Annotated in this window: 18 protein-coding genes; 9 read left to right on the top strand and 9 right to left on the bottom strand. The window is 60.6% G+C overall.

What is annotated here, in order from left to right; translation table 11 throughout:
- Positions 1–2 precede the first annotated feature (2 nt).
- Positions 3–458 (bottom strand): 6,7-dimethyl-8-ribityllumazine synthase, encoded by a 456-nt coding sequence (ribH, locus tag AB8B31_RS06845; RefSeq protein ID WP_017959877.1) that lies wholly within the window; start codon positions 456–458, stop codon positions 3–5.
- A 347-nt stretch (positions 459–805) separates the two neighbouring features.
- On the opposite strand from ribH, the gene AB8B31_RS06840 reads away from it, so the two are divergent.
- From AB8B31_RS06840 to AB8B31_RS06830, 3 genes are all read left to right on the top strand, one after another.
- On the top strand, positions 806–1,165 hold the full coding sequence (locus tag AB8B31_RS06840; protein ID WP_018447475.1) for a hypothetical protein: 360 nt from the start codon (positions 806–808) through the stop codon (positions 1,163–1,165).
- A gap of 210 nt (positions 1,166–1,375) precedes the next feature.
- Positions 1,376–1,894 (top strand): cupin domain-containing protein, encoded by a 519-nt coding sequence (locus AB8B31_RS06835; protein WP_131702355.1) that lies wholly within the window; start codon positions 1,376–1,378, stop codon positions 1,892–1,894.
- Positions 1,895–1,922: 28 nt separating this feature from the next.
- Positions 1,923–2,438, top strand: coding sequence for a GNAT family N-acetyltransferase (locus AB8B31_RS06830; protein WP_131702354.1), 516 nt, complete (start codon positions 1,923–1,925; stop codon positions 2,436–2,438).
- Positions 2,439–2,469: 31 nt separating this feature from the next.
- On the opposite strand, the gene AB8B31_RS06825 is transcribed toward AB8B31_RS06830, so the two are convergent.
- The 7 genes from AB8B31_RS06825 to AB8B31_RS06795 form a co-directional block, all read right to left on the bottom strand.
- Positions 2,470–3,081, bottom strand: coding sequence for a riboflavin synthase (locus AB8B31_RS06825; RefSeq protein WP_131702353.1), 612 nt, complete (start codon positions 3,079–3,081; stop codon positions 2,470–2,472).
- Complete coding sequence (ribD, locus tag AB8B31_RS06820; RefSeq protein ID WP_131702352.1) at positions 3,081–4,202, bottom strand: bifunctional diaminohydroxyphosphoribosylaminopyrimidine deaminase/5-amino-6-(5-phosphoribosylamino)uracil reductase RibD; 1,122 nt, start codon at positions 4,200–4,202, stop codon at positions 3,081–3,083. Before ribD ends, AB8B31_RS06825 begins: the two co-directional genes overlap by 1 nt.
- Positions 4,203–4,205: 3 nt before the next feature.
- Positions 4,206–4,682 (bottom strand): transcriptional regulator NrdR, encoded by a 477-nt coding sequence (nrdR, locus tag AB8B31_RS06815; RefSeq protein WP_003547190.1) that lies wholly within the window; start codon positions 4,680–4,682, stop codon positions 4,206–4,208.
- A 9-nt stretch (positions 4,683–4,691) separates the two neighbouring features.
- Positions 4,692–5,990 (bottom strand): serine hydroxymethyltransferase, encoded by a 1,299-nt coding sequence (gene glyA, locus AB8B31_RS06810; protein ID WP_003547182.1) that lies wholly within the window; start codon positions 5,988–5,990, stop codon positions 4,692–4,694.
- A gap of 216 nt (positions 5,991–6,206) precedes the next feature.
- On the bottom strand, positions 6,207–7,508 hold the full coding sequence (locus tag AB8B31_RS06805; protein ID WP_018241513.1) for a L,D-transpeptidase family protein: 1,302 nt from the start codon (positions 7,506–7,508) through the stop codon (positions 6,207–6,209).
- Positions 7,509–7,948: 440 nt separating this feature from the next.
- Positions 7,949–8,464: a transcriptional regulator LdtR gene (ldtR, locus tag AB8B31_RS06800; RefSeq protein WP_018241512.1), complete on the bottom strand. Its 516-nt coding sequence runs from the start codon at positions 8,462–8,464 to the stop codon at positions 7,949–7,951.
- A gap of 128 nt (positions 8,465–8,592) precedes the next feature.
- A complete protein-coding gene (locus AB8B31_RS06795; RefSeq protein WP_018447468.1) occupies positions 8,593–9,030 on the bottom strand; it encodes a DUF6163 family protein in 438 nt (145 codons plus the stop codon).
- Positions 9,031–9,259: 229 nt separating this feature from the next.
- Between AB8B31_RS06795 and hemB the strand changes: the two genes are divergently transcribed.
- The 6 genes from hemB (at position 9,260) to AB8B31_RS06765 (ending at position 13,541) form a co-directional block, all read left to right on the top strand.
- Positions 9,260–10,273 (top strand): porphobilinogen synthase, encoded by a 1,014-nt coding sequence (gene hemB, locus AB8B31_RS06790; protein WP_131702351.1) that lies wholly within the window; start codon positions 9,260–9,262, stop codon positions 10,271–10,273.
- A 281-nt stretch (positions 10,274–10,554) separates the two neighbouring features.
- Positions 10,555–11,013 (top strand): RDD family protein, encoded by a 459-nt coding sequence (locus AB8B31_RS06785; RefSeq protein WP_018241510.1) that lies wholly within the window; start codon positions 10,555–10,557, stop codon positions 11,011–11,013.
- A gap of 206 nt (positions 11,014–11,219) precedes the next feature.
- Positions 11,220–11,996 carry an arginyltransferase gene (locus AB8B31_RS06780; RefSeq protein ID WP_018241509.1) on the top strand — a complete coding sequence of 259 codons (777 nt, stop codon included), beginning with the start codon at positions 11,220–11,222 and terminating at the stop codon, positions 11,994–11,996.
- Positions 11,997–12,884 (top strand): DMT family transporter, encoded by an 888-nt coding sequence (locus AB8B31_RS06775; protein ID WP_018241508.1) that lies wholly within the window; start codon positions 11,997–11,999, stop codon positions 12,882–12,884. It abuts the gene before it with no gap.
- A 57-nt stretch (positions 12,885–12,941) separates the two neighbouring features.
- Positions 12,942–13,163 carry an AbrB/MazE/SpoVT family DNA-binding domain-containing protein gene (locus tag AB8B31_RS06770; RefSeq protein WP_018241507.1) on the top strand — a complete coding sequence of 74 codons (222 nt, stop codon included), beginning with the start codon at positions 12,942–12,944 and terminating at the stop codon, positions 13,161–13,163.
- 36 nt (positions 13,164–13,199) lie between these two features.
- A complete protein-coding gene (locus AB8B31_RS06765; protein ID WP_245515193.1) occupies positions 13,200–13,541 on the top strand; it encodes a type II toxin-antitoxin system death-on-curing family toxin in 342 nt (113 codons plus the stop codon).
- On the opposite strand, the gene AB8B31_RS06760 is transcribed toward AB8B31_RS06765, so the two are convergent.
- Positions 13,525–13,983: an SRPBCC family protein gene (locus AB8B31_RS06760; RefSeq protein ID WP_018241505.1), complete on the bottom strand. Its 459-nt coding sequence runs from the start codon at positions 13,981–13,983 to the stop codon at positions 13,525–13,527. The two genes, AB8B31_RS06765 and AB8B31_RS06760, sit on opposite strands and share 17 nt — an antisense overlap.
- Positions 13,984–14,180 lie beyond the last annotated feature (197 nt).

The raw sequence follows: 14,180 nt of genomic DNA, 5'->3' as shown, positions 1-14,180 counted from the left end.
CGTTATGCACCCAGTTTCTGCTTCAGCTCGATCATGGTCAGAGCTGCACGAGCGGCAAATCCGCCCTTGTCCTTGTCCGAGCGGCGCACGCGCGCCCAGGCCTGTTCATCGTTTTCAACGGTCAGGATGCCGTTGCCGATGGCAAGGGACTCGCTGACCGCGAGATCCATCAAGGCGCGCGAGGATTCATTCGACACGATATCGAAGTGATAGGTCTCGCCGCGAATGACCATGCCGAGGGCGACATAGCCGTCATAATGCGTTCCGCCATTGTCGTCTCCATCGAGCGACATGGCAATCGCCGCCGGAATTTCCAGTGCGCCGGGAACGGTGACGACCTCAAAGGTGGCGCCGGCCTCTGTCAATGCGAAGGTCGCACCTTCGAGCAGGGCGTCGGCCATGTCGTCGTAGAAGCGGGCCTCAACGATCAAAATATGGGGAGCGGTCTCTCTCGACATGGTTCACCTTCGGTTGGCGGGACATTTTCCCACTCGGCAGCCCGCGGTCAAAACATGCCTTCGTCCGAATGGCAAGCAATTTCGCCCGATGCCGCAATGGGAAAGAGGAAATATCTGCAAGGGGATAGCACCACCACGGATGCACAGCTGGGCAAGCTTCCAAAACCGACTTTCCGCGATGCCTCGAAAGCGGCAATTCGAAGGCAGTTTTCATGAACAATTCTTAACGTATTTTCAGTGGCTTAACCCATTGAATCGCGGAAGGAAGAGCGCCAATTCCATGTCGTGACGCAGACGATCCCCTGCAACGACAGCCGACCGTCTAAGCAGATGAAAGGATACAAATCATGCACCGCGTTCTCACCATCACCCTCGCTGCCGCTCTCTCCTCCCTCGCCTTTGCCGGCGTCAGCCGGGCCGAAAGCCTCGGAATGAACACCCCTCAAGGCATCGAACAGACGCTCAGGGGCTTCCAGGGCAATGATTTCAATGTCCAGGAGGTTTACAACTGGCGCAACTTCGACGACGAGACGAGCGGCCCACACTCGGCACCGCAGCGCTCCGGCGAGGCTATCCGTGGCATCCAGGCGTCGATCGACGCCAACAGGTCGCTTGCCCACCGTCTCAACAATGAAGGTGTCAACATTCGCAATGTGGTCAACGCCGAGCAGGCGGCCGATGGAAGCATAACCTTCTACGTTCGTTAACGGCTCCAGCGCATAACCTCGAAAATCGGAACGATCTTCGGGGGGGGGATGTGTGCGTCGAAGTGATAGAGCGTCCTTCACGCGTCCTATTCGACGCACGGTGCTCAAAGCATGGGCGGCGGTCTCCTCTCCGCCCATGCTGGGGATATCGGAGATAAGCATTGAATTTTCCGGGGATGACGGCTTCTCTTGCTGAAACAGGAGGACGTCATGGCAACGGAACCGAAGGCGGTGATCAATACCGCCGATCTCAAGCTCGACCACTGGAAACAGGGCGAGCTCTATGAAAGCACCGACACCTCTTTCGGGGCGCTTCTTGGCCTGGCCGGCCTCGGCGTCAGCTACAACGAGGTACCTCCCGGCAAATCAGGCTGCCCCTTCCACAACCACCATGTCGAAGACGAGCTCTTCTATGTGATCGCGGGCTCTGGCGAATATCGCTTCGGCGACGCGCGCCATGTGATCAAGGCGGGCGACGTGCTCGGCGCGCCGGCCGGCGGGCCTGAAACGGCGCACCAGATCATCAATACTGGCACGGCCACACTCGTCTATCTCGGCATTTCGACGATGGCGAAGACCGAGATCGTCGAATATCCCGATTCCGGAAAGTTCCTTGCCAAGACGAACTGGGCCAAGACCAACAGGGACAATACAGAAACCAAGCGCTTCCGTCATATCGGACGACCGGAAGGCGATCTCGACTATTGGGACGGCGAGCCCGGCGCCTGAGGACGTGTTTTTTTCACAAGGACCCCATGTGACCGACATTCCAACCCTCGAAACGGCGCGGCTGACGCTTCGCCCTCACCGCCTCGACGATTTCGACGCGCACGCGGCACTATGGGCGGACGAGGATGTCGTGCGCTTCATCACCGGCGTGCCGTCAACACGCGAGCAGAGCTGGAGCCGCATGCTACGCGTTGCCGGCATGTGGCATCATATGGGCTTCGGTTTTCTGGCGATCGTCGAAAAGGGGAGCGGCCGGTTCATCGGCGAAGCGGGCTTCCTGGAAGCCCGGCGCGAGATGGAACCCTCGATCGAGGGGACGATGGAGGTCGGCTGGGCGCTGATGCCCTCGGCGCACGGCCGCGGTTATGCCACCGAGGCGCTGACCGTCTTGATCGACTGGGCGGAAACGCATTTCCCGGGTAAACCGATGAGCTGCATCATCAGCCCCGAGAACCAGGCCTCGCTGCGGGTCGCAGCCAAGCTCGGCTTCCGCGAGACGGCGCGCACCCAGTACAACGGCGATATCATCCAATTTTCGCGTTAGAGCGTCGGGCGTCGATTCCGATTTTCGACGGTTATGTGCTGGGGAACTCAGCCAGCCGGGCGGCATAACGCGCCATGGTGTCGACTTCGAAATTGACGAAATCGCCGGCCTTGCGCTCGCCCCAGGTGGTGACCTCAAGCGTGTGCCGGATGAGCAGCACGTCGAAATCCGTGCCGTCGACGGCATTGACCGTCAACGAAGTACCGTCGAGTGCAATCGACCCCTTGGGGGCGACGAATTTCGCCAGATGTTCGGGCGCGCGCAGGCGGTAGCGCGTGGCGTCGCCCTCTGCTGTCACCGCGAGGATTTCCGCCTTGCCGTCGACATGGCCGGAAACGATGTGGCCGCCGAGTTCATCCCCGATCTTCAGCGACCGTTCGAGATTGATGCGGCTGCCCTCCTGCCAGGTGCCGATCGTCGTCAGCCGCAGCGCCTCTTCCCAGGCCTCGACCTCGAACCAGCGGCCGTTGCTGCCTTCGGTCGGAAGTCCGGTGACAGTCAGGCAGATGCCGGCGTGAGAGATCGAGGCGCCCATATCGATGGTTAAGGGATCATAGGCGGTCGCGACCCGCAGCCGGATACCTTCCTTCAGCGGGGAAACGGATTCGACTGTGCCGACATCGGTGACTATTCCGGTGAACATCAAAGCCCTCTTTCGTATTCGTCCAGGCGATCGCTGCCGAACATCAGCGTGCCCGTATGGGCAAAACCCGATGGTATGTCGGTTGCATCAAGCGGGGATTCAATACCACCCTCGCCGATCACAACAGGCGCCTGATAAAGCTGGATGCGGTCGACGAGGCCAGCCTCGAGGAAAAGCCGCGCCGTCTTTGCACCGCCCTCGACCAGAAGCGAGGAAATACCGCGCGTCGCGAGTGCCGGCAGCAGGACTTCCGGATGATAGGGATTGCAATGGACGACCTCGACGCCGGCGGCCTCGAGGGCTGCGCGGCGGGTGTCCATCTCTGTGGATGCGATATCCCCCGCTGCCTGCGGCAATGATCCTTCCTCACTCGCCACCACAATGACCGGCACTTCCCGCGCCGTCCCGACGAGCTTGCTGGTCAGCGGCAATGCCAGGGAAGGATCGAGGATGATGCGGATCGGCGATTGTGATTCAGGGCCTGGCGAACGCACAGTCAGCGACGGATCATCCGCAATCGCGGTACCGATGCCGACCAGGATGGCATCGGTTTCGGCGCGCAGCGCCTGCACCTGGGCGCGGGCCTCCGGGCCGGTTATCGCCACCTGCCCTGCCCCCTGGCGGCCGATCATGCCATCGGCGGAAACGGCAAGTTTGAGAGTCACATAGGGCCGGTTCTTCGTCTGGCGGGTGAGATAGGCGGCAAGCGACTGCCGACCCACAGCCTCCAGCACGCCGGCATCCACCTCTATGCCGGCTTCGCGCAGCATGGCGATGCCGCGGCCGGAGACCCGCGGATCGGGATCGGTGACGCTGACGACGACGCGGGCAACACCATAGGCGATCAGCGCCTCGGCGCAGGGCGGCGTCTTGCCGTGATGCGAGCAGGGTTCGAGCGTCACATAGGCGGTAGCGCCGCGGGCCAGCGCGCCGGCTTCAGAGAGCGCCTGCGTCTCGGCATGCGGGCGGCCGCCGAGGGCGGTCACGGCACGGCCGACGATAACGCCGTCCTTGACGATCAGACAGCCGACGGAAGGGTTGATGGCGGTGCGGCCGAGATGCCAGCGCGACAGACGGATCGCCGCCGCCATGAAACGTTCGTCATGCGGCGTGATGCTCATGGCTCACCTGTCCAGCGGGTCGCGGGCGATCTTGGCGTTGATTTCGGAAATAACCTTCTCGAAATCCTCGGCAAGCGAGAAATCCCGATAGACCGAGGCGTAGCGCACGAAGCCGACATCATCGAGGCTCTTCATGGCTTCCAGCACCTGCAGGCCGATCTGCTCGGAGGAGATCTCGGTCTCGCCGGAGCTTTCAAGCCGGCGGACGATACCGGAGACGGCGCGCTCTATGCGGTCCCGCTCGACCGGGCGTTTGCGCAACGCCACCTCGAAGGAGCGCACCAGCTTGTCGCGGTCGAATGGCACTTTGCGGCCGGTCTTCTTGATGACCATCAGCTCGCGCAGCTGCACACGTTCGAACGTGGTGAAGCGGCCGCCGCAATCGGGACAGATACGCCGCCGGCGGATGGACGTGTTGTCCTCCGCCGGGCGCGAATCCTTGACCTGGGTATCTTCCGAACCGCAATAGGGGCAGCGCATCCCTACTCCTTATCCCATGTAGCCGTACATGGGGAAGCGGTCGGTGAGGTTGACCACCTTGCCGCGCACAGCGGCTTCGACGGCAGCGTTGCCTTCATCGGAATTGGCGACCTTCAGCCCGTCGAGGACCTCGACGATGAGATTGCCGATCTCGCGGAATTCAGCTTCCTTGAAGCCGCGGGTCGTGCCGGCCGGTGCGCCGAGGCGCACGCCCGAGGTGACGAAGGGCTTTTCCGGATCGAAGGGAATGCCGTTCTTGTTGCAGGTGACGTAAGCGCGGCCAAGCGCTGCCTCGGCGCGCTTGCCGGTGGCGTTCTTCTTGCGAAGGTCGACCAGCATCAGGTGGTTGTCGGTGCCGCCGGAGACGACGTCAAGGCCACCCGATATCAGCGTTTCGGCCAGCGCCTTGGCGTTCTTGACGACCTGGGCGGCATAATCCTTGAATTCAGGCTGCAGCGCCTCGCCGAAGGCCACAGCCTTGGCGGCGATGATGTGCATCAGCGGGCCACCCTGAAGACCGGGGAAGACGGCCGAATTGAACTTCTTGGCCAGATCCTCGTCATTGGTGAGGATGACACCGCCGCGCGGGCCGCGCAGCGACTTGTGGGTCGTCGTCGTCGCGACATGGCAATGCGGGAATGGCGACGGATGAACGCCACCGGCAACAAGGCCGGCAATATGCGCCATGTCGACCATGAGGTAGGCGCCAACCGAATCGGCGATCTCGCGGAAACGCTTCCAGTCCCAGATGCGGGAATAGGCAGTGCCGCCGGCGATGATGAGCTTCGGCTTGGTTTCCTCGGCCTTGCGGGCGACTTCATCCATGTCGAGCAGGTTGTCCCCTTCGCGCACGCCGTAGGAGACGACGTTGAACCATTTGCCGGACATGTTGACTGGCGAACCATGCGTGAGGTGGCCGCCCGAATTCAGGTCGAGACCCATGAAGGTGTCACCCGGCTGCAGCAGCGCCAGGAACACCGCCTGGTTCATCTGCGAACCGGAATTCGGCTGGACGTTGGCGAAATTGACGCCGAACAGCTTCTTGGCGCGCTCGATCGCCAGTTCCTCGGCGATATCGACGAACTGGCAGCCGCCGTAATAACGCTTGCCGGGATAACCCTCGGCATATTTGTTGGTCATGATGGAGCCCTGGGCTTCCAGCACGGCGCGGGAGACGATGTTCTCAGAAGCGATCAGTTCGATCTCGTGCCGTTGGCGACCGAGTTCCTTTCCGATCGCGCCGAAAATGTCCGGATCGACGTCCGCAAGCGAGCGATTGAAGAAGGATTCGGTGGAAGCATTGGTCATGGGCGGGCTCCTCAACTGGAATGCGCTGAGGTATTAGCCTTCCGCCGTGGCGAGGGCAATACGAAGAACGACATTTGCTGAGCAAAGCGCGCGCTCTCGCTCTTTTGTGGTCGCACCGCGCCGATCCTTGGCGACCACATCGAGGAGCGTCTCCTCGGACATAAAAAAACCGCGCCCGAAAGCGCGGTTCTCAAATCACGATGCAAAGGTCGCCGCTTACTGGACCGGCTGTTCCATGCCCGCCGTGGTGTCGAGCGCGAGCTCGGCATTGCCGTCCATCTGATAGATGTCGTCGCGGAACTGGACGATGCCGTCGGGCATGCCCCAGGCAGAGATGTAGACGAAATAGACAGGAACTTCGGCAGCGAGCTTGATCGGCGTGTTGACACCGGTTGCGATCACCTGCTCCATCTGCTGGCGGCTCCAGCCGGGGGTCTCGCGCAACAGCCAGTTCGTCAGGTCGCGGACGTTCTGAACGCGGACGCAGCCCGACGATTCAAAGCGCATCAGCTTGTTGAACAGGCCCTGCTGCGGCGTGTCGTGCATATACTCGCCGTTCTTGTTGTAGAAGTTGATCTTCGTCGAAGCCATGGCGTTGATCTTGCCGGGGTCCTGACGGAACATCAGGTTTGGCGCCTCGCCGTTCCAATCGACGGTTTCGGGGGCGACTTCATTGCCCTTGCCGTCGATCAGACGAATGGCGTTCTTTTCGAGATAGGTCGGATCCTTGCGCATCAGCGGCATGATGTCTTTTTCGACGATCGAGCGCGGCGCCGTCCAGTAAGGATTGAGGATGACCTCGTAAATCTTCGAATTGACGAGATGCGTCGGGCGGCTCAAGCGGCCGACAACCGCGGTGTGGCGCGTCGCGACACTGCCGTCTTCGACAGCCTCGACATAAGCGGCCGGGATGTTGACCATCAGGTGACGGCGGCCCATGTCTTCGGGGAAGGTCTGCAGGCGGATCAGATTGGTGTTCAGCTGCTGCAGGCGGACATCGGCAGGAATGTTCATCGCCTTCAGCGTGAATTCGCCGAGCACGCCATCGGACGGCAGACCGTGGCGGGCCTGGAAGCGCTTGACGGCGCCATCCACATAGGAATCGAAGGCGTTGGACATGCCGGCTTCGCGCGGCAGATCGCCGGTGATCGCAAGCCGCTGGCGCAGCGCCTGGACGGAAGGAGAGCTGACGCCGAGCTGCAGGCGCTGGTCACCGGGATTGACCTCAGGCCAGCCGCCGGCTGCGGCGATCTGCTGATACTGCATGATCGCCTGCTGCGCGCTCGCAACCGACTGCGGGCCGAGGATCGGCGTGTTGGAAACCATGGCGGTCGCCGTGCGCGAAGCCGCCTTGGCGTCAAACTGGTCGTCCCAGTTGCCGCGGCGCGGCGCATTGATCAGCGTATCGAGCGCCGATTGCGCGAATGCCGGCGCAGCAATCGCGCTGGCGCCAACCGTTGCCGCGGACGCAAGGAAAGCGCGGCGCGAGAGAGCTTCAATTCCGTTTTTCTTCGACATAGTCCCAACCACTGACTGCGGCGATAAAGAGATGCCGCGGCTCTTTGCGATATCACTGCGCTTTAACGCAGATCCCAGTCCATTCGTTGTCCCGGCGCATCAAAAAATTCCGCTTGCCCCATCACAAGATTGCGATGCGACAGCCAGCATTCCTGATCGGTCCATTGAAAGCGCCGGTTGTTAAGCCTTCCGCTGCCACACCAATATGGCCAATTCGTGTTGCCGGGTGGGTAGAAGGACTGCCGGCTACCGGAAACACGACACAACGAACCATATGACGGGGTAAAGCGTGCCGGTTAATAACGGCTAAAAAACGGCTTGAATACCGGGCTTTGCGCTTGCCTGCCATGCGTTGCAAAGATGCCACGCGGATCAAACGGCAAATCGGACGTGCAGGGAACACGTCCGATTTTCTGCAACCCTGAAGGAGGTCAGGAGTCTTAGAGACGGTACAGGATCTGGTCGTTCCAGAAACGGTCCAGACGCTGGAGCAGTTTGTTCATCTGCGTGAACTCGTCGGTGCCGATGCCGCCGACCTTGTCGATCGAGGCGATGTGGCGTTCGTAGAGCTTGGCCACCGTTTCGGCGATGTCCTGGCCGGTTTCGGTCAGGCTGATGCGGACCGAGCGGCGGTCGATGCGCGAGCGCTGGTGGTTGATGAAACCGAGATCGACCAGCTTCTTGACGTTGTAGGAGACGTTGGAGCCGAGATAGTAGCCACGCGAACGCAGCTCGCCGGCGGTCAGCTCTGAGTTGCCGATGTTGAAAAGGAGCAGCGCCTGGATGGCGTTGACGTCGCTGCGACCCTGACGGTCGAATTCGTCCTTGATGACGTCGAGAAGACGACGGTGCAGACGTTCAACGAGGTGAAGGGATTCCATGTAAAGATCACGGATGTCGTGGTCCTGCTGGTCACGGAAGTTCGATACCGCCTGCGGCTTAATTTTCGTGTTCATATTGACTGCCTCACTGTTTGTTTGGCGGTGTGTTTTCTTCCCGCCTTGAGTGAGACCCTATCGAATACATATAAAATTCGACTTAAACCGCAGGCTTAACGGAGCCTTACCGCTAACCCCACGTTGTCTCAGGGTAAATCAACACTTACCTGGCGGCGGTGCCGGCGCTTTTCCAGCCACAGCAGCAGGCGGAAAATCCAGTAGACGACGGCGACCATGAGATGCAGCAGGATGATCAGCTGGTTGGGGCCGAAAATATCCGGCAGCAGGCCATACATGAGGATCTGCCCGCCGGCGGCCAGCACCCAGATGACCGGTCCCCAGGAGACAGTGAGCCAGAGGCCGAGGGAGGCGACGGGGAAGAGCACGGCGAGGCTGGTGCTCGCCACCTTCCACGGCAGGCTCAAAAGATCGAAGCGGCCGGCGCCGACCAGCGAATAGCCGACGAGCATCGCCCAATATTGCAGGCCGAACCAGAAGCAGGATACGGCAACCAGCCTCAGGAAGAGAATGAAGAGGATATCCGCCAGTGTGCGTTTCGGTATCGTCGGGGATTCGGTTTCCATAGCGCAGACATCGGTTTGGGGTTGCATCTTCACAAGGGCGTCCGCGCGTCTGACAAGACGCGCCAGGGACGCTCTATAACATTGAGTTGGCGCATAACCCGAAAATCCATTCCGATTTTCGGGTTATGCGCCAGAGGTTTTTCCGCCGCGGCCAATCGTCCGGTTTGGATTTTCCAGGCGCCATGATAATGAGCGCTCCGATAAATGGAATGGGCCAAGGACAGATATCATGCAGGACAGGACGCATCTCGTCGACGACATCACCGGTCATCGCCGCATGCGGCGCAACCGCAAGGCGGATTGGACACGCCGGCTGGTGCAAGAGAATCGGCTGACGGTCGACGACCTGATCTGGCCGATCTTCATCGTGCCGGGTTCCGGCATCATCGATCCGATCCCGGCCATGCCGGGCGTCAACCGCATGAGCATCGACAAGGCCGTCGAAGCCGCGCGGGAAGCGGCCGGCCTCGGCATTCCGGCCCTTGCCACCTTTCCGAATATCGAAATGGAACTGCGCGACGAGACCGGCTCGAACAGCCTCGAGGCCAACAATCTGATCAATCAGACGACGGCGGCGATCAAGAAGGCGGTGCCTGAGATCGGCGTCATTACCGACGTCGCGCTCGATCCCTTCACCAGCCACGGCCATGACGGCATTCTCAGGGGCGGCGAGATCGTCAACGACGAGACCGTTGACCAGGTCGCACGCGCCGCCGTCATGCAGGCGGATGCCGGCGCCGACATCATTGCGCCGTCGGAGATGATGGACGGGCGCATCGGCGCGATCCGCATGGCGCTCGATGCGGCCGGCCACCAGAGCGTCGGCATCATGAGCTATGCGACGAAATTCGCCTCCGCCTTCTACGGTCCCTATCGCGAGGCGATCTCGACGGGCGGGCTGCTGAATGGCGACAAGAAGACCTATTATATCGACCCCGCCAACGGCACCGAGGCAATCCGCGACGCGGCCCTCGACGTCGAAGAAGGCGCCGACATGCTGATGGTCAAGCCCGGCCTGCCCTATCTCGATATCTGCTGGCGGATGAAGGAGGCCTTCGGCCTGCCGACCTTCGCTTACCAGGTTTCCGGCGAATATACGCAGATCAAGGCGGCGGCGATGAACGGCTGGATCGATGGCGAGCGGGCAATGCTCGAAACGCTGCTGTCGTTCAAGCGGGCGGGATGCGACGGTGTCCTCACCTATTTCGCGGTCGAAGTGGCGAAAATTCTCGCAAAGCGGTGACTGCATAATTCCTTAAATCGGAATCGATTTAAGGATAAAATTATGCAGCGATTCAAAGTGCTACAGCGTCCTTCGCGCATCTCAAAAGACGCGCGGCGTTGTAGTGCATGATGCCGAAAAGGGTCCGCGGTTTTCGGACGACATCATGCTCCATTTCTTTAATTTAGATGCGGATGGTTTTGGGCCGATCCGGCCTAAAACCATTCGCATCTGGGGCAGATTATTGCATTTTGCCCTGCCGATACCATATCAGCGGCATCGCTTTTCCTGAGGAGATTGAGATGAGCTACAACCCCAATCCGCTTTATGCCGCCCCGGAGGACTGGCGCGCCTATAGCGGCGTGTTGAGCCGCCGGGTCTTCGCCTTCATTCTCGACTATGTCATCGTGGCGCTGCTCTGCATTCCCGCGGCGATCGTGCTGTTCTTCCTGTCGATCGTCACGCTGGGGCTCGGCTTCTTTCTCTACCCTGCCCTCTTCGTCATCGTCGCCGGCATTTACTTCGGCCTGACTGTGGGCGGGCCGAGCCAGGCCTCGCTCGGCATGCGCGCGATGGGTATCGCGATCGTGCGCATCGATGGACGGCCGATGGATTTCATGACGGCGATCGTGCATCTGGCGCTGTTCTGGATCCTCAACTCGGTGCTGACGCCGCTCATCCTGCTTGCCGGCCTGTTTATCGAGCGCAGCCGTCTCGTCCACGACCTGCTGGTCGGCACGGCGACGGTGCGCACAGCCTGATACCTTGGCTGAAACCCTAAATGCGATCCCGGGGCGGAGACGAAATAAAGTCTCCGCCTTCTCTTTGCGGACGGGCGCCAGCGCTCCATATTTAAAATTAGAAGACTGATATGAAGGGCGAAAAACGCCCCGCTGTTGACGTTTTTTATTCTTAGGTCATGCTGTCAGGAAACGGCACGGTCTCGACAAGGAAATTTCCGCGACAAATGAATACGCAGACGACGCCATCACCGCAGTTTTATCTGACGGCTCCGGCTGCGTGTCCGTACCTGCCGCATGAGATGGAGCGAAAGGTGTTCACCCATCTGGTCGGCCCGCGCGCCGCCGAGATGAACGACATCCTGACGCAGGGCGGTTTCCGCCGCTCGCAGAACATCGCTTATCGCCCGGCCTGCGAATCCTGTCGCGCCTGCGTTTCCGTGCGAATTCTCGCCCAGGAGTTCGAGCCGACGAAATCGATGAAGCGGGTGCTTGGCGCCAATTCCGACGTCATCGCCACCGAATTCGCAGCCCAACCTTCCAGCGAACAATATTCGCTCTTCCGACGCTATCTCGATTTTCGCCACCAGCAGGGCGGCATGTCCGACATGACCGTGCTCGACTATGCAATCATGGTGGAAGACACGCATGTGAATACGAGAATCATCGAATATCGCCGGCGCGAGGAAGGCTCCGGACTGGAGCAGCGACCAAAGGGCGAGTTGCTGGCTGCCGCCCTTACCGACACGATGAGCGACGGGCTGTCGATGGTCTATTCCTATTTCAATCCGGCGCTTGAACGGCGTTCGCTCGGCACTTTCATGATTCTCGACCATGTCAGGCGCACAAAAGCGCTGGGACTGCCGCATGTCTACCTCGGCTACTGGGTTCAAGGGTCGCGGAAAATGGACTACAAGACGCGCTTCCAGCCGCAGGAGCATCTGACCCCGCGCGGCTGGGAACGCTTCGATCCCTCGTCCATGCCCGAGAGCACCCACGACTGAATGTTCCCCACCGCTCTTTCCGACCATCGGAAGGGCCTGCTGCTGACGGCGATCGGCGGGCTGGCGCTTTCCGTGGATATCCCGCTCATGCGGCTCGCCGACGGCGAGCTGTGGTCGATCCTTGCCGCGAGAAGCATCGCGACCCTTGGCGTGACGCTTCTGGTAGCCACAGTGCTCAGGATCGCCAAGGGGCGATGGCCAGTGCTCGTGCCGGGGTGGCCGGGCCTCGTCACCGGCCTGCTCTACGGGCTGACGACGGTGGTCTTCCTTCTTGCCGTTTTCAACACGTCGACGGCCAATGTCGTTTTCATCGTCGCCTTCAATCCGATGTTCGCCGCGCTGCTTTCCTGGATTTTCCTCAAGGAGCGGCCGGCGCTAGCTACGCTGATCGCCATGGCAGCGATGATCTTCGGCGTCGGTCTGATCGTGCGGGACGGGCTTTCGGGCGGCCATCTCTTCGGCGACATCATGGCGCTGCTGACCGCCTTCATCATTGCCGCCGCCATCACCGTCAGCCGCGCCTCGCGCCGGGAGATGGGCTTCGTCTCCCTGCTTTCGACGGTGCTGCCGGCGGCGGTCGGCCTGATCTCGGTCATGCCAGCCGGCGGTTTTTCGATCGAGCATCCCGCCTGGATCCTCTTCAACGGCGCGGTGATGATGCCGCTTGCCTTCTGGTGCCTGGCGACCGGGCCGCGTTACCTCTCTGCGCCTGAGGTCGGCATGTTCTACCTGCTCGAAACCGTTCTCGCACCGATCTGGGTCTGGCTGATCTTTGCGGAAACGCCGACGACCATGACACTGGTCGGCGGCGGCATCCTGGTGGCGGCGATCGCAGCCCATTCCGTCTGGATGGTGCGGAGGAAAAGCATCGTTCAAATGGCAGGCTAGGACGGTCTCGCCTGCTCGGCCTCATGTTATAACGCCGCTATCACAGAGGATAAAACGATGAACGTCACAATCCGCAAGATCGGCAATTCCGAGGGTATTATCATCCCTAAAGAGGTGCTGCAGCGGTTGGGCCTGAGCAGCGGCGACAGCCTCGAACTGCGAGAGATCGAGGGTAATATTCAGCTTGTACCGGAATCGGCGGATCTTGCCGAGCAAATGCGGGCGGCCCGCATCGGTATGGAAAAATATCGGGTGGCACTCCGTGAACTCGGGAAATGATACGGCTTCAGTGGCTGAGCCGCCAAGCGATTGAATATGCACGATGAGCATGGCGGTCTGCCTGGCCTGCGGGATGCCAATGCATTGGAAACCTTAGCGCGCCCGCTTAACAAGGCTGCATACGGCGAGACCGACATCTTCGTACTCGCCGCAGCCTATCTCTATGCCATTGTTAGAAACCACCCATTCGCGGATGGAAACAAGCGTACCGGCTATCTCGCGGCGTTTACGTTTCTCTACATCAACCGCTATGTCATCAATGCCGATAACGCGCAGGTCATTGTATTTGTACTAGAGGTAGCCGCAGGCGAGATCGACGAGGAAGGTGCGACCCGCTTCCTTCGAGATTTCAGCATACCGCTCAACCCGTCGCCTTGAACTGCTGCTGCTCCAGTTCCCTGCCAAGCCCTTCGACCACATGCGCCCAGCCTTGCCGGGTCTTTTCCTCGTGTTCGGCCCATTCGGCGCACATTTCGTGGGTCAGCGTCAGACGACTGCCGCCGCCAAGAGGCTCGATGTTGATTTCGACACGGTCGCAGTTGTGGTCGTGTTCCTCGACGGAAAAGCTGAAGACCATGCGCTGCGGGCGCTTCAGTTCCAAAAAGACGCCCTGGTGGAAGGCGTCGCCGGTCGGGCGGCGGTCGACGACGAAGAAACGGCCGCCGACATGCGGATCGATATCGGCGCGGATGACGTGACCGTCATCGGTCGCAAACAGGAAGCGGCGGGCGATTTCGGGGTTGAGCCAGGCGTCGTAGACAACGGCGGGCGGCACCCTATAGGTGTGGCTGACATGCAGTTTGATGGTGCTGGCGGGCATCTATTTTCCTCCGGTAATGGCGCGCACACTCCTCCCGTGCGCGGCCTGCGGCCATTCCGTCCGCCTCCGGAGCCGGCCTGCTCATATTTTTGCTAACAGGATTGAAATAGAGGAATTGTCGCGCCCGCCAAGAGTCTGGCGCGGAATTTACTGCATCTAAGTTTTACAGCGTTCTTTGCGCGTCTGAAAAGACGCGC

Source organism: Rhizobium sp. 62_C5_N11_2, from assembly GCF_051811185.1.
Taxonomy (GTDB): Bacteria; Pseudomonadota; Alphaproteobacteria; order Rhizobiales; family Rhizobiaceae; genus Rhizobium; species Rhizobium leguminosarum.
The sequence above is the reverse complement of the archived record's forward strand: the minus strand, read 5'-3'. Positions and strand labels throughout refer to the sequence as shown.